The organism is Chryseobacterium sp. POL2 (assembly GCF_011058315.1).
GTDB lineage: Bacteria > Bacteroidota > Bacteroidia > Flavobacteriales > Weeksellaceae > Soonwooa.
In genome coordinates, this window is the sequence record NZ_CP049298.1 from 2,696,019 (window position 1) to 2,721,839 (window position 25,821).

At 37.3% G+C, this 25,821-nt stretch carries 23 protein-coding genes, 2 tRNA genes and 2 rRNA genes; 9 read left to right on the plus strand and 18 right to left on the minus strand.

Translation table 11 applies throughout. The features are described 5' to 3' along the window. Positions 1-114: 114 nt before the first annotated feature. From rpoN to G6R40_RS12505, 6 genes are all read right to left on the minus strand, one after another. On the minus strand, positions 115-1,581 hold the full coding sequence (gene rpoN, locus G6R40_RS12480) for an RNA polymerase factor sigma-54 (protein WP_165136048.1): 1,467 nt from the start codon (positions 1,579-1,581) through the stop codon (positions 115-117). A gap of 156 nt (positions 1,582-1,737) precedes the next feature. Continuing rightward, positions 1,738-2,070 (minus strand): preprotein translocase subunit YajC, encoded by a 333-nt coding sequence (gene yajC, locus G6R40_RS12485; RefSeq protein WP_165136087.1) that lies wholly within the window; start codon positions 2,068-2,070, stop codon positions 1,738-1,740. Between the two features lie 11 nt (positions 2,071-2,081). Further along, positions 2,082-2,600 carry a DUF1573 domain-containing protein gene (locus G6R40_RS12490; RefSeq protein WP_165136090.1) on the minus strand — a complete coding sequence of 173 codons (519 nt, stop codon included), beginning with the start codon at positions 2,598-2,600 and terminating at the stop codon, positions 2,082-2,084. 17 nt (positions 2,601-2,617) lie between these two features. Further along, positions 2,618-3,523, minus strand: coding sequence for a transcription antitermination factor NusB (gene nusB / locus G6R40_RS12495; RefSeq protein ID WP_165136093.1), 906 nt, complete (start codon positions 3,521-3,523; stop codon positions 2,618-2,620). Between the two features lie 81 nt (positions 3,524-3,604). After that, complete coding sequence (locus G6R40_RS12500) at positions 3,605-4,291, minus strand: beta-carotene 15,15'-monooxygenase (RefSeq protein ID WP_165136096.1); 687 nt, start codon at positions 4,289-4,291, stop codon at positions 3,605-3,607. Next, positions 4,284-4,778, minus strand: coding sequence for an RNA polymerase sigma factor (locus G6R40_RS12505; RefSeq protein ID WP_165137712.1), 495 nt, complete (start codon positions 4,776-4,778; stop codon positions 4,284-4,286). The genes G6R40_RS12500 and G6R40_RS12505 overlap by 8 nt, the downstream gene beginning before the upstream one ends. 154 nt (positions 4,779-4,932) lie before the next feature. On the opposite strand from G6R40_RS12505, the gene G6R40_RS12510 reads away from it, so the two are divergent. Beyond that, entirely contained in the window at positions 4,933-5,796 is an 864-nt protein-coding gene (locus G6R40_RS12510) for a mechanosensitive ion channel family protein (protein WP_165136099.1), read from the plus strand. Here the strand turns inward: G6R40_RS12510 and G6R40_RS12515 are convergent. From G6R40_RS12515 to G6R40_RS12540, 6 genes are all read right to left on the minus strand, one after another. Next, positions 5,786-6,571, minus strand: coding sequence for a T9SS type A sorting domain-containing protein (locus G6R40_RS12515; protein WP_165136102.1), 786 nt, complete (start codon positions 6,569-6,571; stop codon positions 5,786-5,788). The two genes, G6R40_RS12510 and G6R40_RS12515, sit on opposite strands and share 11 nt — an antisense overlap. Before the next feature lie 96 nt (positions 6,572-6,667). Beyond that, positions 6,668-7,861 (minus strand): ADP-forming succinate--CoA ligase subunit beta, encoded by a 1,194-nt coding sequence (gene sucC, locus G6R40_RS12520; protein ID WP_165136105.1) that lies wholly within the window; start codon positions 7,859-7,861, stop codon positions 6,668-6,670. Positions 7,862-7,981: 120 nt separating this feature from the next. Further along, a complete protein-coding gene (locus G6R40_RS12525; RefSeq protein WP_165136108.1) occupies positions 7,982-8,242 on the minus strand; it encodes a hypothetical protein in 261 nt (86 codons plus the stop codon). A gap of 6 nt (positions 8,243-8,248) precedes the next feature. Next, positions 8,249-8,788 (minus strand): hypothetical protein, encoded by a 540-nt coding sequence (locus tag G6R40_RS12530; RefSeq protein WP_165136111.1) that lies wholly within the window; start codon positions 8,786-8,788, stop codon positions 8,249-8,251. A 6-nt stretch (positions 8,789-8,794) separates the two neighbouring features. Further along, positions 8,795-9,181: a DUF423 domain-containing protein gene (locus tag G6R40_RS12535; RefSeq protein ID WP_165136114.1), complete on the minus strand. Its 387-nt coding sequence runs from the start codon at positions 9,179-9,181 to the stop codon at positions 8,795-8,797. Positions 9,182-9,375: 194 nt separating this feature from the next. Further along, complete coding sequence (locus G6R40_RS12540; protein WP_165136117.1) at positions 9,376-10,704, minus strand: hydroxymethylglutaryl-CoA reductase, degradative; 1,329 nt, start codon at positions 10,702-10,704, stop codon at positions 9,376-9,378. Between the two features lie 168 nt (positions 10,705-10,872). On the opposite strand from G6R40_RS12540, the gene G6R40_RS12545 reads away from it, so the two are divergent. From G6R40_RS12545 to ygiD, 3 genes are all read left to right on the plus strand, one after another. Next, on the plus strand, positions 10,873-12,051 hold the full coding sequence (locus G6R40_RS12545; RefSeq protein ID WP_165136120.1) for an MFS transporter: 1,179 nt from the start codon (positions 10,873-10,875) through the stop codon (positions 12,049-12,051). 202 nt (positions 12,052-12,253) lie between these two features. Continuing rightward, a complete protein-coding gene (locus G6R40_RS12550; RefSeq protein ID WP_165136123.1) occupies positions 12,254-12,766 on the plus strand; it encodes a YceI family protein in 513 nt (170 codons plus the stop codon). Between the two features lie 70 nt (positions 12,767-12,836). Then, entirely contained in the window at positions 12,837-13,661 is an 825-nt protein-coding gene (gene ygiD, locus G6R40_RS12555) for a 4,5-DOPA dioxygenase extradiol (protein WP_165136126.1), read from the plus strand. Between the two features lie 112 nt (positions 13,662-13,773). Here the strand turns inward: ygiD and G6R40_RS12560 are convergent, their stop codons facing one another. Both G6R40_RS12560 and hutH read right to left on the minus strand, forming a co-directional pair. After that, on the minus strand, positions 13,774-14,229 hold the full coding sequence (locus tag G6R40_RS12560) for a DUF2059 domain-containing protein (RefSeq protein WP_165136129.1): 456 nt from the start codon (positions 14,227-14,229) through the stop codon (positions 13,774-13,776). Positions 14,230-14,233: 4 nt separating this feature from the next. Then, positions 14,234-15,724: a histidine ammonia-lyase gene (hutH, locus tag G6R40_RS12565; RefSeq protein WP_165136132.1), complete on the minus strand. Its 1,491-nt coding sequence runs from the start codon at positions 15,722-15,724 to the stop codon at positions 14,234-14,236. Between the two features lie 73 nt (positions 15,725-15,797). Here hutH and uvrC point away from each other — a divergent pair, with 73 nt between their 5' ends. Continuing rightward, a complete protein-coding gene (uvrC, locus tag G6R40_RS12570; RefSeq protein ID WP_165136135.1) occupies positions 15,798-17,594 on the plus strand; it encodes an excinuclease ABC subunit UvrC in 1,797 nt (598 codons plus the stop codon). Positions 17,595-17,645: 51 nt separating this feature from the next. On the opposite strand, the gene G6R40_RS12575 is transcribed toward uvrC, so the two are convergent. The 4 genes from G6R40_RS12575 to G6R40_RS12590 form a co-directional block, all read right to left on the minus strand. Beyond that, complete coding sequence (locus G6R40_RS12575; protein ID WP_165136138.1) at positions 17,646-18,413, minus strand: hypothetical protein; 768 nt, start codon at positions 18,411-18,413, stop codon at positions 17,646-17,648. A gap of 293 nt (positions 18,414-18,706) precedes the next feature. After that, entirely contained in the window at positions 18,707-19,138 is a 432-nt protein-coding gene (locus G6R40_RS12580) for a PepSY-like domain-containing protein (protein ID WP_165136141.1), read from the minus strand. A 58-nt stretch (positions 19,139-19,196) separates the two neighbouring features. Further along, the gene (locus G6R40_RS12585; RefSeq protein WP_165136144.1) at positions 19,197-19,523 is read right to left on the minus strand and encodes a DMT family transporter; all 327 of its coding nucleotides are present in this window, start codon (positions 19,521-19,523) and stop codon (positions 19,197-19,199) included. 67 nt (positions 19,524-19,590) lie between these two features. After that, on the minus strand, positions 19,591-20,154 hold the full coding sequence (locus tag G6R40_RS12590; protein ID WP_165136147.1) for a Crp/Fnr family transcriptional regulator: 564 nt from the start codon (positions 20,152-20,154) through the stop codon (positions 19,591-19,593). 780 nt (positions 20,155-20,934) lie between these two features. On the opposite strand from G6R40_RS12590, the gene G6R40_RS12595 reads away from it, so the two are divergent. The 4 genes from G6R40_RS12595 to G6R40_RS12610 all read left to right on the plus strand — a co-directional run bounded on the left by G6R40_RS12595 (position 20,935) and on the right by G6R40_RS12610 (position 25,801). Further along, positions 20,935-22,451: ribosomal RNA gene (locus G6R40_RS12595) — 16S ribosomal RNA — on the plus strand. Positions 22,452-22,661: 210 nt separating this feature from the next. Beyond that, positions 22,662-22,735, plus strand: a tRNA-Ile gene (locus G6R40_RS12600). A gap of 83 nt (positions 22,736-22,818) precedes the next feature. Next, positions 22,819-22,892 (plus strand) — tRNA-Ala (locus G6R40_RS12605). 157 nt (positions 22,893-23,049) lie between these two features. Then, a 23S ribosomal RNA gene (locus G6R40_RS12610) occupies positions 23,050-25,801 on the plus strand. Together the 16S and 23S rRNA genes with 2 tRNA genes alongside form the textbook arrangement of a ribosomal RNA operon. Positions 25,802-25,821 lie beyond the last annotated feature (20 nt).

The following is a 25,821-nucleotide window of genomic DNA, read 5'->3' on the forward strand; positions in this document are numbered from 1 at the left end:
AAGCTTTTAATTGATTTTTTAAACATTCATCATGTTTGAAATTAAATCTTAATTAATGGTTTAATTTTTAAATAACGACAACGAAAAAGCACTCCGTTGTGAAGTGCTTTTTTGTTATAATTCTTTTCGTAAACGAGCAACTGGAATGTTGAGTTGTTCGCGGTATTTTGCTATTGTACGTCGTGCGATATTGTAGCCTTTTTCTTTAAGAAGCCCAACTAAAGCATCGTCGGTAAGAGGTTTTCGTTTGTCCTCGTTGTCGACAATATCTTGGAGATGATTTTTGATTTCTTTAGTAGAAACTTCTTCGCCATCATCGTTTGTCAAGCTGTCAGAGAAAAGGTTTTTAAGATAAATAATCCCATTCGGCGTGTCTGCATATTTGCTTTTTACAACTCTTGAAATGGTTGAAATGTCGAAGCCTGTAATGTCTGCAACGTCTTTCAGAATCATAGGTTTGATACTTTTTTCGTCACCAGTTATGAAATATTCTTTCTGAAGTTTTACAATTGCAGTTATGGTTTGCAAAAGTGTATTTTGGCGTTGGTTAATTGCGTCAATATACCATTTTGCAGCATCTAATTTTTGCTTGATAAACAAAGCTGCCTGCTTGTGTTCTGCAGAATTTTTATCGTGAGAATAGGTTGTTAAAATTTCTTTATATTCTTCCGATACACGCAGGGTAGGTGCGTTTTTGCTATTCAAAGATGGGGTCACCTCATTGTCTTTAACCTGAATAACAAAATCTGGAATAATTTCTTGATTAATAGTAATTGTCTGCGTATCGAAGTTACCACCCACGCGAGGCGAAAGCTTAGAGATAATGTCTAAGGCATCTTTAAGATCTTCTTCTTCGATATCGTATTTTTGGATGATTTTATTATAGTGCTTGTTGCTTAGCGCATCGAATTGGTTTCTTAAAATATTTGCTGCCAAAGAAACGGCAGGATCTGCTGTGACTTTTTTTTCGATTTGTAATAAAAGACATTCGCGCAAATCTCGGGCACCAACGCCTGCTGGATCAAGTTTTTGCACGTAGTTTTCTAAAATCTCTTGCGTTTTTTCTGTCGTAGTGTAAATACCTTGAGAAAAAGCTAAGTCATCCACAATGGATTTTATTTCACGGCGTAGATAGCCGTCATTGTCCAAATTTCCGATAAGGTATTCTGCGATATTTAGATCGTCACCGTCAATTTTGGCTAGTCTAATTTGTTCTAATAAATAGTCATAAAGGCTTTGGCCTTCTGTTAATAAGGATTGGTTGTCGAACTCATCATCATCTTGAGAATAGTTGCTGGATGCCGTTTTATAACTTGGTTCGTCGTCGTAAATGTAGTCGTTGACGTCGAAATCTGTTTCGATGCTTTCGTTACCTTCGTCTTCAAAATCGCTTTCGTTGGAATCCGCGTAATCGTCTTCTGAGTCGTTGTCCGAAGCTTTTTCTAAGGCGGGATTTTCTTCGAGCTCGCGTTCTAATTCTTCCTCAAATTCTAATGTATGAAGCTGAATCAATTTCATCAATTGAATTTGTTGAGGGGCTAGTTTTTGACCTAACTTAAGTTGTAAATTTTGTTTCAGCATATTTTTTTGTTTCAGACGAAATAATACATCTGTGCTACGAATTTACAATTTTTTTTAATATAGCATAGGCTTTTGCATGATTTTTGCTATTAGTTTAAATAACAAAAAAACCTTCAATATTGAAGGCTTTTTTTGTTAGGAGCTAGACTCTGTCGTTTATTTTTTCGTAATACCTAAAGTTTCAGGAAATCTTTGTGCTGTAAAATCTCTTGATATTGCGGCTTTTTCGAATTTTAATTTTCCTGATAAAGTTTCAAGAACAACACCATCTTCGTTAATACTGAAAATAGTCCCGTGCATTCCTGAAGTAGTCACTACTTTTGCGCCAGGTTTTAGCGCTTCTTGGAATGTTTTTTCTTGTTTTTGTTTACGCATTTGCGGACGGATCATTAAGAAATAGAATCCTACAAACATTAATCCCATCATAATTAAAGTTGGGGTCATCGATTGTTGTCCTCCTGCTGCTTGCAAAAATATTGTCATGTTCATTGTTTGTTATTTTAGTTGGTGATTTCGGCTGTGAAACCAATTCTGATAGGTGCTTTTTCTACGTTTGCATAGATGTCAGCAGCTTTTGCTACATTTCCATCAAAGCTTGATGAATCGAATTTAAGTGTTATTTTTCCTGATTTTCCTGGAAGGATTGGCTCTTTTGTGTAATCTGGAGCTGTACAACCACAACCTGGTTTAACACTAGAGATGATTAATGGATTAGTCCCTGTATTGGTAATTTCGTAAATGTGCTCTACGATATCCCCTTTTTTAATTTTCCCAAAAGAAAAATCAGATTCTTTTAACGCGACAGTAGTCAAAGGGTTTTTCTTAGCTTCTTCTAGCATTGCATCTTCTTCGGTAGCGTGGTCATGTCCTGCATGCTCATCTACTACAGCGTCCATAGCTTGGTTTTCTACAACTGCTGAACTATTGTCTGCTACGAGTGTAGTGTCGTCTTTTTTCTTACATGCCACAATGCTGATTGCCATGGCTGCGATTGCTAAATACTTGAATGATTTTTTCATAATATTTTAGTATGAGATTATGCTCTATTGTTGTCTTTGCTGTATTTATCCAAAATACCGTTGATAAAGATATTCGATTTTTCGCTAGCATAGACTTTAGAAATATCGATATATTCATTAATAATAACTTTGGAAGGTGTTTGTGGGAAATAGTCCATTTCTGTAATTGCAGCGACTAAAATGATTTTGTCCATCAGTGAGATACGTTCCAGCTCCCAGTTTACCAATCTTTCTTCAAGTTTTTTCTCTGCATCTTCCCAGTTGTTAAGACTTTGGCGCAAAAGTTTTTTTGCAAATTCTTCGTCTTCTTCATCTTTTATCGCTTTAACTAAAGTATGGCTGGGAACATCTTCTTTAAGGAATCCAATGGTTTTCTGGATCATCGAGTTAGAGATGTGATAATCATCTGCCCAACTCATTTCAAATTCTTCGAATTTTTCATGTAAGTCGTTGTTTTCTGCGATGTATCTTAGAAAAAGCTTTCCGATAAATTTTTGATCTTCTTCAAAAGAAATTTCTTGGCTCGCCATATAGTCTTGATAGCGTTTTCCAGCTTTAATTCTTTGAAAGGTTTTGATAAGGATTTCGTCGTTGTAATCCCAGGTTAGTTCCTTGTGTTTTTCTGTGAAACTTCTGCGTTCTTCGTTGTTTTCCAGACTTTCCAAAATTTGGTTACGTACAAATTTCTGGTTTGGATTAATATCGCTATCGATTTTAATAAACTTGTTTTTACCAATTTCAATTTGGTTTTCGGCAACATGTTTTAGCGCAACCAAAAAGTTGAGCTGATAGATGTACAAGTTGTAGATTTTTGACATTTCTGTCACAAGATTTTTTTCTACGAGATCTTGTTTTATCGGGTTTTGGTAGTAAGAATAGAGATTTTCTATTACTTTTTCACGGATTTGTCGTCTTCCAAGCATTTTCAAAGAACTTTTATGGCGGCAAAGATACGCATTTTAATTTTTCTGGAAAGCTGACTTTTGTACGAGCAACTATTAGATTTAAAATTTATTCTTATCGGATTCTATTTGTCGAAGTTGTTCTAAAGTTTTGCTAAGCCTTTTTAATAAAATACCATAGAAAACGCGATAGTAAATGATGATGAGGAGAATGCTTAACAATAAAGCGGTAATAACCCCGGTAATAAATCCTATTTTGGTGGTGTTGTTGAGGTGAATGCTTTGTTCTCCCATGACAATGCTGATGTAAACGCTGAACGATATAATGTATAAAACCAAAAGCAGAATATTGATGCCGATAAAAGCATTGACTTTTTTCTTGAAACTGAGGATTCTAAGGATGAATTGTTTTAAATTATCTTCAATGCTTATTTTTCTGAAGCTGTTATAAAATAAATAGACAAAAATCCCTGTTAAGCTCAAACTCAGAACTTTAATAACAAAATAAATATTGTCCATCGTTTGCATGATTTTTTCCTGATCCCGAATTTGTAATCTTTCCAAAATTTCTCGGAAGTTGCTATGGTTGTCTTTGTTGATTAATGAAAAAACTAATAAACCGATAAATACCAAAAACTCAGCAATACTTATCCACAGAAGGTATTTAACATAGTTTCTGGATTTTGTATTCAGCATGGCTTCGATGTCAGATTGCTGGTAGGCATCCTCGACATTTTGGTTCTGCCAAGCAGATTTTAGTTGGTCTATATCGAAATCGTTATTAGGCATGTTGCGTCATTAGTTCTTTTAGAGTTTTTTTCAATCTATTCATTTTTACGCGCGCATTAACTTCTGTAATACCGAGCGTTTCAGCAATTTCTTTATACGAAACATCGTCCAGATACATCATAACAATTGCACGTTCTACATTTGGAAGAAGTTTGATAACCTTGTAGAGTAACGAAATTTGTGCTTGTTTTTCCTCATCTTCATCTTGTTTGTAATTAAAATGAACTTCGTCTAACTCGTCAGTAAGAGGCGATTTTGTTTTTTTTCGAAATAAAGTAATGGCTGTATTAAGCGCAACACGATACATCCATGTAGATATTTTGGAATTTCCTTTGAAAGAATCGTACGAGCGCCACAATTGCAAAACAATTTCCTGAAAAAGATCTTGCTCATCTTCAATAGAATTGGTGTACAATCGTGAAACCTTAATGATAAGGCCTTGATTGTTTTTAATGAGTTGAGAAAATTCTTTCTGTTTCGAGTCCAATTTTTGTTGAAGGCTAAGATTTTTGTTTGCTTTGCTAAAGATAATAGTTTTTTTTGATACCATTAAATTAAATATTAATTCTCCGAAAAGCGTATCTATTCGTATTTTTGTGTTTTATGGTATTTTATTTGATAACAAAAGTCAAAATTATTTTATGGAAGAACAATCCGCCACTTATGTAGAACTTGTCTATCGTGTCCTTAATAATTGGTATGTTAAACTTGCGGAAATAACACCGAATCTTATTGTAGGCGTTTTGGTGTTCTTTTTCTTTTTCAGCAGTAGCAAGTATCTCAGCAGACTATCGGTAAAATTGTTTCATAAAGCCTTTCCGAAAAGTAGAATAGAATCCGTAGCAACTTTGGTAGGTATTTTCCGATTTCTGATTATGATTATGGGAACTTTTATTTCCCTTGAAATCATGGGATTCAGTGGTTTTTTTGTGAAATTCCTCGGAAGTCTCGGAGTGGCTGGGGTTATCGCTGGGGTTGCGCTGAAAGATTTGGTGTCGAGTATGTTTTCCGGTATGTTGGTGGGGATTGACAAAGCTTTTGTTGTAGGCGATTATATCACCATTGGGAATCATTCTGGAACGGTACAAGAAATTGGCTTTTTAACAACCAAACTAATTACCGACGAAGGAAAAAAAGTCTATGTCCCAAATCAAGTGATTTTCAATGCGCCGTTTTATAACATTACAGCATCGCCACAACGTAAAGTCATTATTAATTTTGATATTCCTATTAGTGAAGATCTGGATCAGGTTAAAACGGCAATAGAAAGCGTTATTAAAAATCTCGATAAAGTTGAAGGCGCTCATCCTGATGTATTGTTTACCAATCTTAATGCAGGATTGGCAACGGTACAAGCAAAGTTTGTTGTTGCACCAGGCGCGAGTCCATTGCTGTTGAAAAGTAATGCTATTTTGGCGATTAAAGATGAAATGACCAAACGCGATATTAAATTAACAAGCCCAACGAGTATTAGTCTAGAAAATCCAAATTCTGCTAGTTCTTAAATAGTATTTTTTGCTGATAATATTTGTTGTTATATAAATATTTGATGATGTAAACGCCTTGTGGGTATTGTTGAATATCGAAGTTGTTATTAGAGCTTTTAATTTCTTTTTCTAAAACTAATTTCCCATCATTACTGAAAATTTGCATCGACGTTTTTATTGGAGAAAACACGATAAGTTGGCCTTTCTCTGCAACCAATTGGAGTGGCTTTTGAGACGTTTCTTGTGTTTTTAAAGTCGAAGCAATCGTTATTTCGTCGATGCCGAGGAAGTACGTTCGGACATTTAGAAAGATTCGGATTTCGTCAACATCACCAAAAGCTGGAGTGTCTTCAAAATCAAATTTTGACCAACGCTCTGGCGTAAAGGTTCTAAAGTTTTTTGCCGCATTAGGGACTTCAACACCATTGACATAGCCAATAAAAGTGACATTGAGATTGCTGTCTGGTTTTAAATGAATGGAAGAAAATTTGAATCTCGAAGCATCGTTGGATTTAATTTTAACATACTTCATATCCCAATTGTCAAGACTGATGCATCCGTCAAGATTGTCGATACCACCGTAAGGAAAGCGCTTGTAATTGAATTGTCCCGTGTTGTCAAATGCGGTAATGTCCCAGCCGGTATCAAAAATATTATTAATCCAAGTATCGTTGTTGTAGGTGTTTTCTTCGTGTTCTGTGATGAAATTAAAGTCGGTTACGCCAATTGTAGGCGACTTTTGGGCTTTTATAGGAATGAAGAAAAGTGTGATAAACAGATACAAATATTTCATATAATTACTTTGTTGTTAAAGTTATTAAATTTAATAATAAAAAAAACTCCAGACTTATTAAAAGCTGGAGTTCTATATATTTAAAAAATTCTAGGATTAAGCGCCTAAAACTTCCTTTACTTTGTTAGCAGCTTCTTCCAAAGTAATTGCAGAATGTACTGGAAGACCAGACTCGTCAATTAATTTTTTAGCTTCAACAGCGTTAGTTCCTTGTAATCTTACGATCAATGGAACTGGAAGGCTTCCCATTGCTTTATAAGCGTCAACAACACCTTGAGCAACTCTATCACATCTTACGATACCTCCGAAGATATTAATAAGAATAGCTTTTACGTTAGGATCTCTCAAGATAATTCCGAAAGCTGTTTGTACTCTTTGTGCATCAGCAGTTCCTCCTACGTCTAGGAAGTTTGCAGGGTTACCACCAGATAACTTAATAATATCCATAGTTGCCATTGCAAGACCAGCTCCGTTTACCATACAAGCAACGTTACCATCTAGTTTTACGAAGTTAAGACCAGCTTCGCCAGCTTCAACATCCATAGGATCTTCTTCTCTTGTATCTCTTAGTTCAGCAAGGTCTTTGTGACGGAACATTGCGTTGTCATCCAAAGTTACTTTAGCATCTACCGCAATAATTTTGTTATCTGAAGTTTTTAAAACTGGATTGATTTCAAATAAAGAGGCATCGATGCCGATATAAGCGTTGTAAAGATTGGTGATGAATTTTGTAAATTCTTTGAAAGCATTTCCTTCAAGACCTAGGTTGAAAGCGATTTTTCTAGCTTGGAAACCTTGAAGTCCCAAAGTAGCATCGATAACTTCTTTGTGAATAAGGTGTGGCGTAACTTCAGCAACGTGCTCAATATCCATACCGCCTTCTGTAGAATATACTACAGTGTTTTTTCCTAAAGCTCTGTCCAAAAGGATTGAAACGTAAAATTCTTTAGTTTCTGATTCTCCAGGATAATATACATCTTCTGCAACCAAAACAGAATGTACTTTTTTACCTTCTGCAGAAGTCTGAGGCGTTACCAATTGCATCCCGATGATGTTGGAAGCATTTTCTTTAAGTTTATCCATGTTTGGAGAAAACTTAACACCTCCACCTTTACCACGACCGCCTGCATGGATTTGTGCTTTTACAACCCAAGCTTGTGCGCCGGTTTCAGAAGTCAATTTTTCAGCAGCTGCTACAGCTTCATCTACGTTGTTTGCAACGAAACCACGTTGTATAGCAACGCCGTACTTTGATAAAATCTCTTTTGATTGATACTCGTGAAGATTCATAATATTTTTATTGTTTAATTTTCAAAAATTTAAGATTTACAAATTTACAAAATCATGGCATACTTACAAGATTTTAGTATTTAGATTTAATAATTTATAATAAAATAAGCTATTTTTTATTTAATATTTTTCCCCGACCTCTTTACAAAGCATCAGATATTCCTGAGGCATGTTACCAAAATTTCCATTTTCATAGTATTCGTCACTGTGTGGAATGTACATGCTGTATTTTTTTCCGATGGGGAAAATAGGAATGAAAAACAATTCGAAATAATTTTTATAAATTGTTATAATCGCATTAACATCAAATCCGTTTTTTTGGATTTTTCGCTCTTCTTTGCCTACGATTTTGGATTTGATACCGAAAATGAAAAATAGCATGTCGAATTAATTAACTTCTTTGAAACTTCCAGCAATTTTTCTAAACTCTTCTATGTATTTGGATTTGTTTTCCTGATTGCTCCAAGAAAGTATTTGATAATAATAATTCGGGGTTTCAACAATGCTGAAATGATAAAATATTTTGGATAATTCAGATGTTTCTTCATCTTTTAATGCACCTTCCAATTCCATTTCAATAGTGTTGTAGTTATTTATTTTTAAGGTTTTTAATCCCGATTTTTTCGTAGATCCTTCTTCCATAGAAGCTACTAAGTTTTTGATATAAAAATCTAAGGCTTCTTCTAGGTTTCCAAACTTGATTTTAAAGTGATCTAAAGAGGCTTTTTCGTCCTGAATTATTATACTGAATTTACCCAAAGCCAAGTTAATCATTTGTAAAGAAGCGCTTTCGTTGAGATCATAAGTTCTCACAAAACTATTAGGATAATCTACTGTAAAAGTTTGTCCAACCCTGATTGTACTTGTTTGCGCAAAACTGAAACTTACAGTCAATAAGACTATACTTATTATTAATTTTCTTAGCATACAATTTTAAATTTTATTCTTTGCAAAATACCAAATCAACATTCCCCAAGAGATTATCATGAAAAGTCCTCCCAATGGCGTGATAGGTCCAAGAAGTTTTAGGTTAACGCCCCAATAATCCTGGAAACTTAAAAAATAGATACTAAACGAAAATAGAAAAGTCCCGATAATCATTAATAATGAAATCCATTTTTCGGATCCTGTTTCGAATTTTAAAATATAGCCGACAATTAGTAGAAAAAACGCCGCATACATCTGATATCTTACGCCCGTTTCGAAACTTTCTAATCGTTCTACGGAAAGAATTTTCTTAAAAGCATGCGCACCAAAAGCACCAAGGATTACGGACAATAAACCGTAAAATGCACCAAATATCAAAGTGAAAGTTTTCATTTATAATTTATTTTTGAGTTATTAATATAAATATTTTTCCCGCCGTTGTCAAAATTCCGAGAATGATAAAAAACCAAGCAAAACGTTTGCTACTCGCAAATCCTGGGTTGTGTGTGATTTTTAAAAATATACCGAAGCCTAGTATAAATAGGGCTAATCCAAGTCCAAACATGTAGTGATATTTTTTATTGAAATTATTGTCCTCTCAGTTTATTCAATTCCGAAATCACTTCATGGTGACTTACCGTTTTGTCTTTAAAATACGTCACAAAATGTTGTTTTTCTGCTTCGGTTGCCCCAAACTGATTAAGGATGTTAAACAAGTGCATTTTCATGTGACCTTTTTGGATTCCCGTTGTCACCAAAGAACGCAAGGCTCCGAAGTTTTGTGCTAATCCAGAAACCGCTAAAATACTCATCAACTCTTGTGCAGAAGGCTTTCCTAAAAGTGCTAAAGAGAATTTTACCAATGGATGAAGATTGGTTAATCCGCCAACTACACCCACGGAAATTGGTAAGTCAATCCAAAATCTAAATATGCCGTTATCTATTGTGCAATGCGTTAATGACGAATATTTACCGTTCCTAGAAGCATAGGCGTGGGCGCAGGCTTCTGTCGCACGGAAGTCGTTTCCTGTCGCGATAACTACGGCATCTACGCCATTCATAATGCCTTTGTTGTGCGTTGTTGCGCGGTAAGGTTCGATCTCGGCAATGCTCACTGCTTGTTTAAACTTCCATGCAAACTCTTCATTGGAAATGCCGCTATCATCTTTCAGCTCCTCAATTAGGCAAGATACTTCGGCGCGAACGATGCAGTCTGGGGTGTAGTTGGAAAGAATATTCATAACCACTTGCAAAGAGGCTTTTTCTTCTGGAGTGAAATCTTCTTCTAAAGCAATTTCCTCTTTCAAGGTTTTTCCAAATTGTTCCAAACACGAGTTGATAAAATTGGCGCCCATAGAATCCACCGTATCAAAACTCGCTTTCAGCTGAAAATAATTTTCCATTTCGGCGGTTTTGTCAATCAATCTGATATTCAAAATGCCGCCACCACGTTTCCTCATATTTGCGGTGATATCTTCGGTCGCTTCGAAAAGTTTTTTCTTTAATTTAAAATTAAAAAAATGTTGCAGTTTGTGTGGTTCAACATTCAATATAAAATGAGTGTGACCTAATTTTTTGGTGTTGATAATGGTTGTTTTGAAACCGCCTTTGTCCAACCAAAATTTTGCTGCTTTGGACGCTGCTGCTACAACAGAGCTTTCTTCAACAGCCATAGGAAGCGCTAATAATTTGCCATCGATAAGGAAATTAGGCGCAATTCCGTAAGGCATATAAAAATTGGAAATGGTGTTTTCCGAGAATTCTTCATGCAGTTTTTGTATGTCGTGATCGTTATTCCAATATTGTTGTAAGATCTGCTCGTAGCTACGATCTTGGCTAAGATATTCTTTGATTAACCAATCTATTTTTTGTTGTTTGGATAGTTTTGAAAAACCTTCAACGGGTTGGTGATTCATGTTTGTAAAAAATTTGATGTTCAAAGATAAGCAATTCGTTTTTGCCTTTTGAGAGATTCTTGTCAGGTATTGTTTTTTTTGTAATCAATTTTATAATTAGGCATTTTCTATGATTTTAAATTTCAAATAGTGGTAACTTTGCACTCGTTTTTTTAACACCTAATATATATGTCTATTACTTTCACTTTAGCCAAGCCCAAAAGAGTTTCCATTATACGTTATCGAACGGCGGTTTTTGGATATTTTTTCTGTCAAGGACTTGGTTTCGCATCATGGGCAAGTCGTATTCCTACAATAAAAGAAGCGCTAGGTCTTAGCGAAGGACAGTTGGGTGCCATGTTGTTGATGTTGCCATTAGGACAATTGTTTACGATGCCTTTGTCTGGGAAGTTGGTGACGAAATATGGTAGCGCAAAAGTTATTTCTGTTGTTTCCATATTATATGCTTTGATATTGTTGAGTATTTCTTTCGCTTCTAATATTTATATGTTGGCGGCGTCATTATTTTTATTTGGTATTGCTGGTAATATGGGAAGTATTGCGGTTAATACGCAAGCGGTTGCTGTGGAAAAAATGTTTCGGAAATCAATTATGACGTCGTTTCATGGTGGTTGGAGTTTGGCAGGGTTTTTCGGAGCGCTTATCGGATTATTAACGATTAATTTTCATCTTAATACAACCTATCATTTTTTGATTATTCTAAGTTTGGTTTTAATCAATACATTTTGGAATATTAAGTATCTTGTTCCGAAAGTAGAACATGCAAGTTCTAATGCCGAGAAAATAAAATTTAAGCCAGATGCTATTTTAATTCAGTTGGGTATTGTTGGTTTTTTCAGTATGGCGACGGAAGGTGCGATGTTCGACTGGACAGGCGTCTATTTTAAAGATGTTGTGAAATCTCCAACGTCTTTGGTTATTTTGGGTTATACATCATTTATGATTATGATGGCTACAGGAAGGTTTTTGGGTGACTTTCTCATTACTAAATTAGGCAAAAGAAAAGTACTTATTATAAGTGGACTTTTGATGTTTGTGGGGATGATGACTTCTGTATTGTTTCCTTATGTTGCGACGTCAACTATTGGTTTTATGCTAGTCGGTTTGGGCGTTGCGTGTTGTGTGCCAACCGTGTATAGTATGGCGGGGAAACATCCCAGTATTCCTCCAGGAATGGCCATTGCCTTGGTGTCGAGTATTAGCTTTTTAGGTTTTTTGATGGGGCCTCCTTTAATAGGGTTTATTGCGGAAATTTTCGGATTGCGTTGGTCGTTTACCTTGTTTTCTGTATTTGGGTTGGCAATGGTTGTGATGATGTTCACCAATTCTTACTTCAAAAAATCATAATCTTTTGTTAAGTTCGATTGTAATAAATTAAATATTTAAAATTTTAAAATATAATAAAGCCTTTTGTTGAAGGGGTTTTTGTTTTTATCATTTAAAATCTTAACATAGATCAAGCTGTTAAGTTATCATAAATCAATGTTTTATATAGATTCGCAGTGCTACATTTGCAATAGAAATTTTAATCAATAAAAAACAAAATATTATGGCAACTAAATGGCTACTAGATCCAGCACACAGCGAAATTACTTTTAAAGTAAGACACATGATGATCTCTAATGTTAAAGGACAATTCCAAAATTTCAACGCAGAAATAGAGGCAGAAGATGACACTTTTGAACATGCAAAAACTACTGCTTATATTGATGTCGATTCCATTTACACAAATAATACAGATCGTGATAATCACCTGAAATCAGCAGATTTTTTCAATGCAGAAGCGAATCCTAAAATCACTTTCGAAACCGGAACTCTTAATAATGATATCACTGGAAATTTAACAATAAATGGTATTACAAAACCAATTAAATTAGAAGTAGAATTTGGAGGGATTTCTAAAGACCCTTGGGGTAATACCAAAGCCGGTTTCACTTTCGAAGGAAAAATAAGCAGAAAAGAATTTGATCTTAACTGGAATGCCGCATTGGAAACGGGTGGTGTTATGGTGGGTGACGATGTTAAAATATCAGGCGATCTACAGTTTGTAAAACAAGCTTAAAAATCTTTCTACAAATCTATTTTAGAAAAATTTAAGAGGTCTTTGATTTCTTAAATTTTTCGTTTTTATCATGAATATCAATCATCTTAATCAAATAGTCGAGACTTTTGCTCCAACACCCAAAATGCCAGTTTTGTTTTTGGGACATGGCTCGCCGATGAACGCCATCGAAGATAATGTCTTTGTACAAGGATTCAGAAAAATATCAAAAGAAATCCCAACACCCAATGCTATACTTTGTGTGTCGGCCCATTGGTATACAGACGGAACTTTTGTTACCGCAATGCAATATCCAAAGACGATTCATGATTTTTATGGCTTTCCAAAAGAACTGTTCGAAGTGGAATATCCCGCGCCAGGTTCGCCAGAATTGGCTAAAGAAACCACTGAACTTTTGTCGCCTTTTGCCGAAGAAGATCTCAGTTGGGGGTTGGATCATGGCGCGTGGTCGGTGATTCGACATATGTATCCGGACGCTAATATTCCGGTAATCCAATTGAGCATCGATTATACAAAATCGCCTCAATACCATTTCGAACTTGCACAGAAATTAGACAAACTGCGTGAAAAAGGAATTCTGATTGTTGGAAGCGGTAATATTGTACATAATCTTCGAATGATTGACTGGCGAAATATAAATACAATAGGTGCCGGATGGGATTGGGCAATCGAAGCTCGAGAAAAAACCAAGCATTGGTTATTAGAGGGTGATTTCAAAAGTTTAATAAATTATACAAAACAAGGTTCTGCGCTGCAAAATGCAATACCAACGCCCGAACATTTTTTACCCTTGATATATACTCTAGGTTTAAAACACAAGTCGGAAGAGCTTTCACTTTTTAATGATGCATTAATCGGCGGAAGCCTTAGTATGACAAGTGTTTTGATTGGTTAACTTTAATGGTTAATTGTTTTTTTTTAGCCCTATTTCAAACAGAGATAGGATTTTTTGTTTCGAATGAAGTGAAAAAAAATCCCGATAAACTTTTATCAGGATTTTGTATTTTTTAATTTGTTTCCATTGGAGGTGGTGGGTTTTGCAGATAGCCATCTTTTTCAAGATCTTCTATAATTTTATTTCCAATATTAATTCCCCATTCTTGGCCAATCGCCATACTTTCTTGCATGATTTGTGGAAGTGTCGTTATCGTCTTTTGACCTAGGGGACTTTGGTAGAATTTAATTAGTCCATCAATATCTTCTCCTGTAAAATGTTTGGAGTAAACAGGAATCATTTTGGATTGTAAATCTTTGTAGTTGATGTTTTCACGAAACTTTGTCCAAAAAATAGAAGGGACATTAGGATATGTTTCGTTGTAATGTTGCATCATTTGGTCAAACATCAAGGCCATATTCTTTTGCATGCCCATAACTTCCATTAGCCTCTCAACTTTTTGCTCTTTGGTTTGTGCAAAAGAAAACGAACATGTGATTAAACCGAATATTAAAATTACTTTCTTCATTATTTTAAACAGTTACCTTTAGCTTTCTATTTCTTATTAAATCAGCAATTGCCAACATATCTTTTCCAATCAGTCGATCGTCTTCCAATTTTGGGACAACACTTCTTATAATGCTGAAGTTTTCTTCAATAATTTTCGAACATTTTGCTGGTCTGCGGAATTCCAAACCTTGCGCAGCGAACATCAATTCAACAGAGAAAATGTTTACCAAATTGTCTAAAACCTGATTGAATTTTCTCCCCGAAATACTGCCCATAGATACATGGTCTTCTTGACCTAAACTTGTCGGTATAGAATCTGCCGATGCTGGGAAACAAAGGGTTTTGTTTTCTGTAACTAAAGCTGCTGAGGTATATTGTGGAATCATAAATCCTGAGTTAAGTCCAGAACTTTCCGTCAACAATCTTGGCAAACCAAATTTTCCTTCTAGCAAAAGATAACTTCTTCTGTCAGAAATGTTACCCAATTCAGCAGCCGCTAAAGTGGCATAATCTAAAGGTAAAGCCATCAGTTGTCCATGGAAGTTTCCTCCAGAGATCGACTCTTCGGCGCTCAAGACGATAGGATTATCGGTTACAGAATTTAGTTCTGTTTCGGCCATCATTTTTAAATGTTCAAAAGCATTTCTGCTGGCACCATGTACTTGCGGAACACAACGCATAGAGTAGGGGTCTTGTACCCTTTCGCAGTCTTCGTGCGCTTGTAGATTTTCCGAATTTTTCAAAAATTTCAACATTCTTGCTGCTACTTTTTTGCTTCCAGCAAAGGGGCGAATATCGTGCAGTTCTTTTTTGAAAGGACTAGCAGAACCTCGGTAAGCTTCCAGACTCATCGCTGCCGTCATATCGGCAAGGTCGAGAAGATATTCCATTTTTTCTAAACCTTTGATAGCGTGGGCTAAAATAAATTGCGTACCGTTGATTAATCCTAGACCTTCTTTTGGTCCTAGTTTTAATGCTTTTAGTTTATGTTTTTTTAAAGCTTTTTCAGTGTCAACGATTTTGTTACCATCCCATACCTGTCCAAGTCCCAAAAGAGGTAACACAAGATGAGATAAAGGCGCCAAATCCCCCGAAGCACCGACAGATCCTTGTTCTGGAACAACAGGGATAATGCCTTTTTCCAACATCAAAATCATACGTTCGATAAGTTCTAGAGAAACACCTGAAAAACCTTTCGATAATGCATGGATCTTTGCAATCATCATTATTTTTGACAATTCTTTATCAATTGGCTTTCCAACGCCAACTGCATGGGAAATGATGAGGTTGTGTTGCAGCTGTGCCGTTTCTTCCTCAGAAATTTTCACGTCGCAAAGTGGTCCAAATCCTGTGTTGATACCATAAACTGTATCGTCCGAAGCTACAATTTTAGCCACGTTTTTTTGAGATTTTATAATTTGCTCTTTCGCAACTTTATTAAGTTTTGCCTTTTTTGAGTCTTTGCAAATTTCTAAAACATCTTTATATGTAAACAAATCGATTCCGTAAATCATTAGTATAAATTTTCGTTAAAAATACTGATTTTTGTTGAGCTTGTCAAAGGACAATTATTAGTATTTTTGTTGTATGAATCCTTCTTTAGAACTTCAGTTAAAAACTTTGACATCCGATCCTGGCGTTTATCGTTATTATGATAAAAACGAGCAATTGCTTTATGTCGGAAAAGCTAAAAATCTTAAGAAAAGAGTCCTTTCTTATTTCAACAAAAATTTGTCAAGTTATCGTACCAGAATTATGGTTGGTAAAATTTTTCGTTTGGAGACAACCGTTGTTAATAGCGAGTACGAAGCGCTTTTGTTGGAAAATAATTTGATAAAAGAGCATCAGCCGTTTTATAATGTGATGCTTAAAGATGACAAAACTTATCCGTGGATTTGTATTAAAAACGAAGCTTTCCCAAGAATTTTTATGACTCGGAATGTTATTAAAGACGGTTCGGAATATTTTGGTCCTTATGCAAAAGTGCGTCCAGCAAAAATTCTTTTAGATACGATAAAACATATTTATAAACTCCGAACTTGTAACCTAAATCTTTCGGAGGACAAAATTGAAAGTGGCAAATATAAAGTCTGTCTCGAATATCATATTAAAAATTGTGAAGGACCGTGCGAAGCTTTGGAAACCGAAGAAGAGTATAATGAAAAAATTGATGCAATCCGAGGAATTATTAAAGGGGATTTCCGAAAGGCAAAAGACTATTTGATCAATCAGATGATGCGCTATGCGGCTGATCTTAAGTTCGAAAATGCGCAGATGATAAAAGAAAGAATAGATGCTTTGGAAGATTATCAAACAAAAAATACCATTGTTAACCCCAATATAGATGATGTTGATGTATTTGGGATGACAAGCGACGAGACCGCAGCATATGTCAATTTTTTTAAAATAAGAAACGGGAATATTATTCAGAGTTTTACAACAGAAATTAAGAAGATTCTGGATGAAAGCGACGAAGATATTTTGGAAGAAGCTTTAATTGAGATTCGACAAAAATTTGGGTCAGATTCCAAAGAGATATTAATCCCATTTCATCTAAGTGTTGAAATTCCTAATGTAAAACTTATTGTTCCGAAAGTTGGTGACAAAAAACGTATAGTTGAACTCTCGGAAAAAAATGCAAAAGAATATCGACTTGAAAAATTAAAACAAGTCCAAATTGTGGATCCTGATCGTCACACCAATCGCATTATGGCGGAGATGAAACAGCTTCTGCGCATGCCTGTTGAGCCACGACATATTGAAGGTTTTGACAATTCTAATATTCAAGGGACAAATCCTGTTTCGGCTTGTGTGGTCTTCAAGGATGGAAAACCTAGTAAAGCAGATTATAGAATTTTTCATCCCAAAACCGTCGTGGGTGCTAACGACTTTGCAACGATGGAAGAAGTGATATATCGACGTTACAAAAGAATGTTGGATGAAGGCGAAGCTTTACCACAATTGATATTGATAGATGGAGGAAAAGGACAACTATCTTCTTCGGTGAAGAGTCTTAAATTACTTGGTTTATATGGTAAAATTACAATAATTGGTATTGCAAAACGTTTGGAAGAAATCTTTTTTCCTGACGATTCTATTCCGTTGTATCTAGATAAAAAGTCGGAAACTTTAAAAATACTTCAGCGTGTTCGTGATGAGGCGCATCGTTTTGGGGTTCGACATCACAGAACGCGACGTAAAAATTCTACGATAAAATCGGAGTTGGAAGAAATTCCGGGAGTCGGTCCGAAATCAATTGAATTATTACTATCCAAATTAAAATCGGTGAAACGAATAAAAGAAGCCAACTTGGAAACTTTAGAAGAAATACTTGGAAAGTCCAAGGCTAAAGTAGTTTGGGAATATTTTAATAATGGAAATTAATTTTTTTAAAATACATAAAAAAAGCAGCTCTTGTTGGGCTACTTTTTAGTTTTATTTTTTATTAAAAATTTCTTTGGAGTATGATCCATCTAATTTTGGAATTTCTATAACGATATTCCCATTTTCAGTATAACCAAGTGTTTTTATATTATTTCCCAATGTTACATGGAAAATCCCAGGTTTACTACTTTCAAATAATTTGGCAAAAGGTGTTGAACTTTTTGAAGATACCAAAATGAAATTGCCCGTTGCTAGATTGATGAGTTGGTAGTTTTCATTTTTGTTGGTAAAAACCAAAGCTTCTTCTTTTGCTGAGCTAATCGGCGCGGAGCTTACATTTTCAACAATTGTTTGCGCAGTTGTAGCTGTTGTTTCTTTTTTAGAATCTAGCTCTATGATGCTTTTGGGTGTAGAAAATGCAATGCTTTGTGTTGCTTGCTTCAAAGCTTTTGGAAATCCAATTTCAAATTCTTTTTCATCTGCGCTACCTTTGGATTCTAGAATTGTCTTCTTTTGACAGTCCGTAAAATTAACTTTCACTTTGTTTTTAAAAAATGAGCTGTCATCCAAGAGATTGGCGCTAAGTACAGCACAAGGATTATCTTTTAATGCGGCAGGCCAATCATGAGGTGCTTCCTGTATAACTTTGTATTTTTTTGCTTTTAGTTGGTCAACTAGGATTTTGTTGAGACCAAATTTGTTCATCTCTTTATCTTTTTCAAAGGTCTTTGGCACGTAGATATATTCGTAATCGGCTATATTTTGTGCAAAGCCCAAAGGAGATAAGGCTAAAAGTAATATTGCAAATGATTTTTTCATAAGATAATTTTGAACTACGAAGATAATAATACTTTTAGATTTCTTGATTAAATTTAAAATTCGGATTTTTAATATAAATGTAATTGAAAGGTATTTTTTAAAGTTTTATTTCTATGTATATTGCTTTTATTTATAACAAAAACGTTAAAATGTTTTTGTTTTTATAAAATTAATATTTACATTTGAGGCAGATTTCAAATCACATTAACATATTTAAAATTTACCAAACTCACAATTTGAAATTAACCCTTCTTAGCCTAAGAAGGGTTTTTATGAATTTAATACAGAAAAAATTACTTTTTTATTCCTAAGAAAATGCCTTTTTCGTTGAATTCCAAAACCCAACCATTGCTTAGATCCAGACGTTGTTTTTTGTTTTCTTTTTCCCAACCGATAATTTGTTGAGTCAAATAATTGGCTTTCGCGTAATCCCAAACATTTTTAGGTACAACAGAGTTAGGGAGTTCTTGCATGGACTTGCTTTCGATATCTTCCAATTGGTTTTTATGATCAAAGTCCAATTCGATTTTATTATCAAGACTCACATTATATTCGGTGCCAAATTTTGTGTTTTCTTCAGTTAGTTTTACAATTTTGGAATCGGGAAAATGTTTCTTTATATAATTTGAAATGCCTTGTGGAACTTTATCAACGGGTATTTCTTTTTCTTGAGCTTGTGTAAAAATTGACAAACAGAAAATACATAAATAGATTATTGGTTTCATGGGGTTAAAGTTTTGTCCAAAGCTAAGAAAAAATATGGATGTGTTAATTTGATAGAAATTAGTGACTGGCAGATTTTAGTCCAATAATAGAACCTATCAAAGTGGTTATGAAAAATAAACGCCAAAATGTTGCGGGCTCTTTAAAAATGAAAATTCCTACCAAAACGGTTCCTATAGCACCAATTCCTGTCCAGACGGCGTAGGCTGTTCCGATGGGTAAATTCTGGGTCGCCTTCATAAGGCCTAGCATACTTATGGTGAGGCATACCAAGAATCCTGCATACCAAAAATAAGATTCTGTTCCCGATGTTTCTTTTGCTTTTCCTAGACAAGATGCGAAGGCAACTTCAAATAATCCTGCGATAATTAATATAATCCAGCTCATTAAAATAAATTTTCCGCAAATGTCGAACTTTTAAATACGAATCCTTTTTACAAATGTTAAAAAAAAATTATTTGATTTGTGCTCGGATTCTGCTCAAGCTGACTTGTGTAATGCCAAGAAAAGATGCTATATGGCCTAATGAAGCGCGTTGTAGAAGATCTGGGTGTTCGGATAATAAAGCTAAATAGCGATCTGTAGCTTTCATCGAAATTCGAGAAATAAGACGTTGTTCGGTTGTAACCAATTCTTTCTCTGCCAAAATTCTTCCCCAATTGGCGATTTCCTGATTTTCCAAATATAGCTTTTGCAAGGTTTCAATAGATACTTTATACAAAATACTATCTTCTAAAAGTTCAATATATTCGTAGTTCTTCTTATTATAAACGTAGCTATTCATTGGTAAAATTGGCGCACCTTCTGTCCCGAACCAAAATGTAATGTCTTGATCTTTGTATTGTGTGAAAGCACGCACCAGACCAGACTTTATAAAATACATGTCTTTTTCAAGCTTATTTGCTTGAAGTAGGATTTCGTTTTTTTGAAAAGCTTCTTCCCTGAAAAGTAAAGCCAGTTTTTGGTTAGAGCTCGTTGAAAGTGTAGAAATTCTATTTATAATCTCTTTCGGCGTCATATCGAAGTATTATATAAGATACGAAACTACTGATATTTTAGTTGACTCGTGTTTTTTTTTCTTTCCTGGCAATCCGCCTCCTTTTCTAATTCTTTGCTACGGCCGGGCTGTCCGCTGTATCTTGCTTGCTCCGCTCGGGCGACTATCTTCTCTAGGCTTCGCTTTTCGAAGACCGTCGCCTCGCTGCGCTCCACAAGGATGCCGCTTCCATCCCTATTGCGGTGGGGAGAGATTTGTAGATTATGAATGATAAGGACCTCTATAAATTTAAAATTTGTAAAAGCGTTGAATTGTTAAACTGTATAATTGTTTAATTGTTTAATCGTACAATTGTTCATTAAATCCTTTTATACCATTGTTTCGTGTTTATTCTTTGTTTTCGGTTCTTGATTCTAAAAAAAAACGAACTTGAAAACAAGCAAGTTAGGATATAATTAAAAAATAAGTTCCGATAAGTTTGTGTGATAATAAAAAAGCCTCTACTTTTGCACTCGCAAATCAGAAGTGTTTTGCAGCGCAGAAGAGAGATAGAAATAAATTTAGAGATTGATTATAGGTTTTTGAAAAAAAATTTTAAAAAAACTTTCAAAAACATTTGGTCAATTTGGGAAAAGTTTTTACTTTTGCACTCGCAAATCGGCTGAAAGATGACAGAAAACAGTATGCTGATTTATGCGAAAAGAACGAAGTTCATTGACATAAATATAACAACCAAGTAAGGAAAAAAACCAAAGCGTCAATTTTAATAAATTGAGTTAGAGTTTAAGGACAAACAAACATACAATGGAGAGTTTGATCCTGGCTCAGGATGAACGCTAGCGGGAGGCCTAACACATGCAAGCTGAGCGGTAGAAATCTTTCGGGATTTTGAGAGCGGCGTACGGGTGCGTAACACGTGTGCAACCTGCCCTTATCAAGAGGATAGCCCGGAGAAATTCGGATTAATACTCTATAATATATTGACTGGCCTCAGTTTATATTGAAAGATTTATCGGATAAGGATGGGCACGCGCAAGATTAGGTAGTTGGTAGGGTAACGGCCTACCAAGCCGATGATCTTTAGGGGGCCTGAGAGGGTGATCCCCCACACTGGTACTGAGACACGGACCAGACTCCTACGGGAGGCAGCAGTGAGGAATATTGGACAATGGGTTAGCGCCTGATCCAGCCATCCCGCGTGAAGGACGACGGTTCTATGGATTGTAAACTTCTTTTATATAGGGATAAACCTACTCTCGTGAGAGTAGCTGAAGGTACTATATGAATAAGCACCGGCTAACTCCGTGCCAGCAGCCGCGGTAATACGGAGGGTGCAAGCGTTATCCGGATTTATTGGGTTTAAAGGGTCCGTAGGCGGGCTTGTAAGTCAGTGGTGAAATCCGGCAGCTCAACTGTCGAACTGCCATTGATACTGCAAGTCTTGAGTAAAGTAGAAGTGGCTGGAATAAGTAGTGTAGCGGTGAAATGCATAGATATTACTTAGAACACCAATTGCGAAGGCAGGTCACTATGTTTTAACTGACGCTGATGGACGAAAGCGTGGGTAGCGAACAGGATTAGATACCCTGGTAGTCCACGCCGTAAACGATGATTACTCGTTTTTGGGGATTTATCTTCAGAGACTAAGCGAAAGTGATAAGTAATCCACCTGGGGAGTACGTTCGCAAGAATGAAACTCAAAGGAATTGACGGGGGCCCGCACAAGCGGTGGAGCATGTGGTTTAATTCGATGATACGCGAGGAACCTTACCAAGGCTTAAATGGGAATTGACAGGTTTAGAAATAGACTTTTCTTCGGACAATTTTCAAGGTGCTGCATGGTTGTCGTCAGCTCGTGCCGTGAGGTGTTAGGTTAAGTCCTGCAACGAGCGCAACCCCTGTCACTAGTTGCTAACATTTAGTTGAGGACTCTAGTGAGACTGCCTACGCAAGTAGAGAGGAAGGTGGGGATGACGTCAAATCATCACGGCCCTTACGCCTTGGGCCACACACGTGCTACAATGGTAGGTACAGAGGGCAGCTACACAGCGATGTGATGCAAATCTCGAAAGCCTATCTCAGTTCGGATTGGAGTCTGCAACTCGACTCTATGAAGCTGGAATCGCTAGTAATCGCGCATCAGCCATGGCGCGGTGAATACGTTCCCGGGCCTTGTACACACCGCCCGTCAAGCCATGGAAGTTTGGGGTACCTGAAGTCGGTGACCGTAACAGGAGCTGCCTAGGGTAAAACAAGTAACTAGGGCTAAGTCGTAACAAGGTAGCCGTACCGGAAGGTGCGGCTGGAACATCTCATTTTAGAGCGTTGAAGAACGTAAAACAAATAAGTCATTTATATGACACTTACCTTAAACAAAGCATAGCTTTGGTTTTTTTTACTCGGTTGTAAATATTAAAATATACCCACTAGAAATTAGTACAGGGAAGAGATACAAGAGCCGAGAGCCAAGAATCAAGACGAAAGAAAGTCTTGTATCTAGGATCTTGAATCTATAAGTCTAAAAAGACAGTCTCGTAGCTCAGCTGGTTAGAGCGCTACACTGATAATGTAGAGGTCGGCAGTTCGAGCCTGCCCGAGACTACTAATTAAAGCGGTAAGCTGTTAAGCGATAGGCAGTAAGCATTTAGCTTAAAGCATATAGCATATAGCGTACAGCACCTAGAGGGGGAATTAGCTCAGCTGGCTAGAGCGCCTGCCTTGCACGCAGGAGGTCAAGGGTTCGACTCCCTTATTCTCCACAGTATTTTGAATTTGATTTAAAAGTTACGGATAGAGCCAAAAACAATATCTGTTCATCAGAGGATAAATAAGACAAAAGATCATTGACATTAACGGTAAAGACATCACAAAGAGAAAACCGAGCACTTATAAGTGCTTGAGTAACCTAAAAATAGGAAAGAAATCGTTAAGGGCGTATGGCGGATGCCTAGGCTTTCAGAGGCGACGAAGGACGTGGTAAGCTGCGAAAAGCTCGGGGGATTGGCACACACGAATTGATCCCGAGATGTCCGAATGGGGCAACCCGGCATGTTGAAGACATGTCACCTCGCAAGAGGAGCAAACCCGGAGAACTGAAACATCTAAGTACCCGGAGGAAAAGAAATCGAAGAGATTCCGTAAGTAGTGGCGAGCGAAAGCGGATTAGCCCAAAAGCTTTTATATGTTTAATAGAATGTTCTGGAAAGAACAGCCATAGACGGTGATAGCCCGGTATATGAAAGGCATATTTAAGTGATAAATGAGTAGGGCGGGACACGTGAAATCCTGTCTGAATATGGGGGGACCATCCTCCAAGGCTAAATACTCCTGAAAGACCGATAGTGAACAAGTACTGTGAAGGAAAGGTGAAAAGCACTTCGAATAGAAGGGTGAAATAGAACCTGAAACCGTACGCCTACAAGCGGTCGGAGCTGGCAAGTCCAGTGACGGCGTGCCTTTTGCATAATGAGCCTACGAGTTAATTTTACTAGCGAGGTTAAGGACTTCAGGTCCGGAGCCGGAGCGAAAGCGAGTCTGAATAGGGCGGTTAGTTAGTAGGATTAGACGCGAAACCTTGTGATCTACCCATGGGCAGGTTGAAGCTTTGGTAACACAAAGTGGAGGACCGAACCCGTTGACGTTGAAAAGTCTTGGGATGACTTGTGGGTAGGGGTGAAAGGCCAATCAAACTGGGAGATAGCTCGTACTCTCCGAAATGCATTTAGGTGCAGCGTCGTATATAAGTTTATTAGAGGTAGAGCTACTGATTGGATGCGGGGGAGTCAAATCCTACCAATTCCTGACAAACTCCGAATGCTAATAAATGTTTTACGGCAGTGAGGGCATGGGTGCTAAGGTCCATGTCCGAGAGGGAAAGAACCCGGACCAACAGCTAAGGTCCCTAAATCTATACTAAGTTGAAACAACGCGGTTGGACTGCATTGACAGCTAGGATGTTGGCTTGGAAGCAGCCATTCATTTAAAGAGTGCGTAACAGCTCACTAGTCGAGCGGTCCGGCATGGATAATAATCGGGCATAAGTATAGTACCGAAGCTATGGGATTATTTAATAATCGGTAGGAGAGCATTCTATTTGCGCTGAAGCAGAGTCGTGAGGCTTTGTGGAGCGGATAGAAAAGAAAATGTAGGCATAAGTAACGATAAAGGGGGCGAGAAACCCCCTCACCGAAAGACTAAGGTTTCCTCAGCCATGCTAATCAGCTGAGGGTTAGTCGGGACCTAACGCGCACCCGAAAGGGGAAGTGGATGGACAATGGGTTAATATTCCCATACTTGCTCACACTAAAAAGGGGACGGATTGCCGTACTTACTGGAGACTGACGGAATAGTCAAGGCCTAGCCTTCGGGCGAAGCTGCTGTAGGGAAAGCGGTTCCAAGAAAAGCCGAAGTGAAGCAACCCGTACCAAAACCGACACAGGTAGTCGAGGAGAGAATCCTAAGGTGCTCGAGTGAGTCGTGGCTAAGGAACTAGGCAAAATAGTCTCGTAACTTCGGAAGAAGAGACGCCATCAGCAATGGTGGCCGCAGTGAAGAGGCCCAGGCGACTGTTTATCAAAAACACAGGACTCTGCTAAATCGAAAGATGCTGTATAGGGTCTGACACCTGCCCGGTGCTGGAAGGTTAAGGAAGGTGCTTAGAGGTAACTCGAAGGCATTAACTGAAGCCCCAGTAAACGGCGGCCGTAACTATAACGGTCCTAAGGTAGCGAAATTCCTTGTCGGGTAAGTTCCGACCTGCACGAATGGTGTAACGATCTGGGCACTGTCTCAGCCACGAGCTCGGTGAAATTGTAGTATCGGTGAAGATGCCGATTACCCGCAATGGGACGAAAAGACCCTGTGAACCTTTACTATAACTTCGTATTGACTTTGAGTAAGTAATGTGTAGGATAGGTGGGAGACTATGAAGCAGGCACGCTAGTGTTTGTGGAGTCAACGTTGAAATACCACCCTTTACTTACTTGGAGCCTAACTTCTTTTAGAAGGACATTGCGTGGTGGGTAGTTTGACTGGGGTGGTCGCCTCCAAAAGAGTAACGGAGGCTTTCAAAGGTACCCTCAGCACGCTTGGTAACCGTGCGTAGAGTGTAATGGCATAAGGGTGCTTGACTGTGAGACCAACAAGTCGATCAGGTGCGAAAGCAGGACATAGTGATCCGGTGGTTCCGTATGGAAGGGCCATCGCTCATAGGATAAAAGGTACTCCGGGGATAACAGGCTAGTCTCCCCCAAGAGCTCACATCGACGGGGAGGTTCGGCACCTCGATGTCGGCTCGTCACATCCTGGGGCTGGAGAAGGTCCCAAGGGTTGGGCTGTTCGCCCATTAAAGTGGCACGCGAGCTGGGTTCAGAACGTCGTGAGACAGTTCGGTCTCTATCTATTGCGGGCGTTAGATGTTTGCGCGGAGTTGACTCTAGTACGAGAGGACCGTGTTGAACAAACCTCTGGTGTATCAGTTGTACCGCCAGGTGCACCGCTGAGTAGCTATGTTTGGATGAGATAAGCACTGAAAGCATATAAGTGCGAAACTCGCCGCAAGATTAGACATCTTTTAAGGGTCGTGGGAGATGACCACGTTGATAGGCTATAGGTGTAAAGGCAGTAATGTCATAGCCGAGTAGTACTAATTACCCGTAGATTTATAGCCTATTGGTTGCTATAATCTTA

Bases quoted from the DNA above. Each gene is read 5' to 3' on its own strand.
- G6R40_RS12525 (WP_165136108.1), bottom strand. From the start codon at position 8,242: ATGCTATTTTTCATTTTCGGTATCAAATCCAAAATCGTAGGCAAAGAA.
- G6R40_RS12515 (WP_165136102.1), bottom strand. From the start codon at position 6,571: ATGAAATATTTGTATCTGTTTATCACACTTTTCTTCATTCCTATAAAA.
- G6R40_RS12560 (WP_165136129.1), bottom strand. From the start codon at position 14,229: ATGAAGAAAGTAATTTTAATATTCGGTTTAATCACATGTTCGTTTTCT.
- G6R40_RS12590 (WP_165136147.1), bottom strand. From the start codon at position 20,154: ATGACGCCGAAAGAGATTATAAATAGAATTTCTACACTTTCAACGAGC.
- G6R40_RS12490 (WP_165136090.1), bottom strand. From the start codon at position 2,600: ATGAAAAAATCATTCAAGTATTTAGCAATCGCAGCCATGGCAATCAGC.
- G6R40_RS12530 (WP_165136111.1), bottom strand. From the start codon at position 8,788: ATGCTAAGAAAATTAATAATAAGTATAGTCTTATTGACTGTAAGTTTC.
- nusB (WP_165136093.1), bottom strand. From the start codon at position 3,523: ATGCTTGGAAGACGACAAATCCGTGAAAAAGTAATAGAAAATCTCTAT.
- G6R40_RS12550 (WP_165136123.1), top strand. From the start codon at position 12,254: ATGGCAACTAAATGGCTACTAGATCCAGCACACAGCGAAATTACTTTT.
- G6R40_RS12535 (WP_165136114.1), bottom strand. From the start codon at position 9,181: ATGAAAACTTTCACTTTGATATTTGGTGCATTTTACGGTTTATTGTCC.
- G6R40_RS12500 (WP_165136096.1), bottom strand. From the start codon at position 4,291: ATGCCTAATAACGATTTCGATATAGACCAACTAAAATCTGCTTGGCAG.
- G6R40_RS12540 (WP_165136117.1), bottom strand. From the start codon at position 10,704: ATGAATCACCAACCCGTTGAAGGTTTTTCAAAACTATCCAAACAACAA.
- G6R40_RS12580 (WP_165136141.1), bottom strand. From the start codon at position 19,138: ATGAAACCAATAATCTATTTATGTATTTTCTGTTTGTCAATTTTTACA.
- G6R40_RS12510 (WP_165136099.1), top strand. From the start codon at position 4,933: ATGGAAGAACAATCCGCCACTTATGTAGAACTTGTCTATCGTGTCCTT.
- G6R40_RS12585 (WP_165136144.1), bottom strand. From the start codon at position 19,523: ATGAGCTGGATTATATTAATTATCGCAGGATTATTTGAAGTTGCCTTC.
- uvrC (WP_165136135.1), top strand. From the start codon at position 15,798: ATGAATCCTTCTTTAGAACTTCAGTTAAAAACTTTGACATCCGATCCT.
- G6R40_RS12575 (WP_165136138.1), bottom strand. From the start codon at position 18,413: ATGAAAAAATCATTTGCAATATTACTTTTAGCCTTATCTCCTTTGGGC.
- G6R40_RS12545 (WP_165136120.1), top strand. From the start codon at position 10,873: ATGTCTATTACTTTCACTTTAGCCAAGCCCAAAAGAGTTTCCATTATA.
- sucC (WP_165136105.1), bottom strand. From the start codon at position 7,861: ATGAATCTTCACGAGTATCAATCAAAAGAGATTTTATCAAAGTACGGC.
- hutH (WP_165136132.1), bottom strand. From the start codon at position 15,724: ATGATTTACGGAATCGATTTGTTTACATATAAAGATGTTTTAGAAATT.
- yajC (WP_165136087.1), bottom strand. From the start codon at position 2,070: ATGAACATGACAATATTTTTGCAAGCAGCAGGAGGACAACAATCGATG.
- rpoN (WP_165136048.1), bottom strand. From the start codon at position 1,581: ATGCTGAAACAAAATTTACAACTTAAGTTAGGTCAAAAACTAGCCCCT.
- ygiD (WP_165136126.1), top strand. From the start codon at position 12,837: ATGAATATCAATCATCTTAATCAAATAGTCGAGACTTTTGCTCCAACA.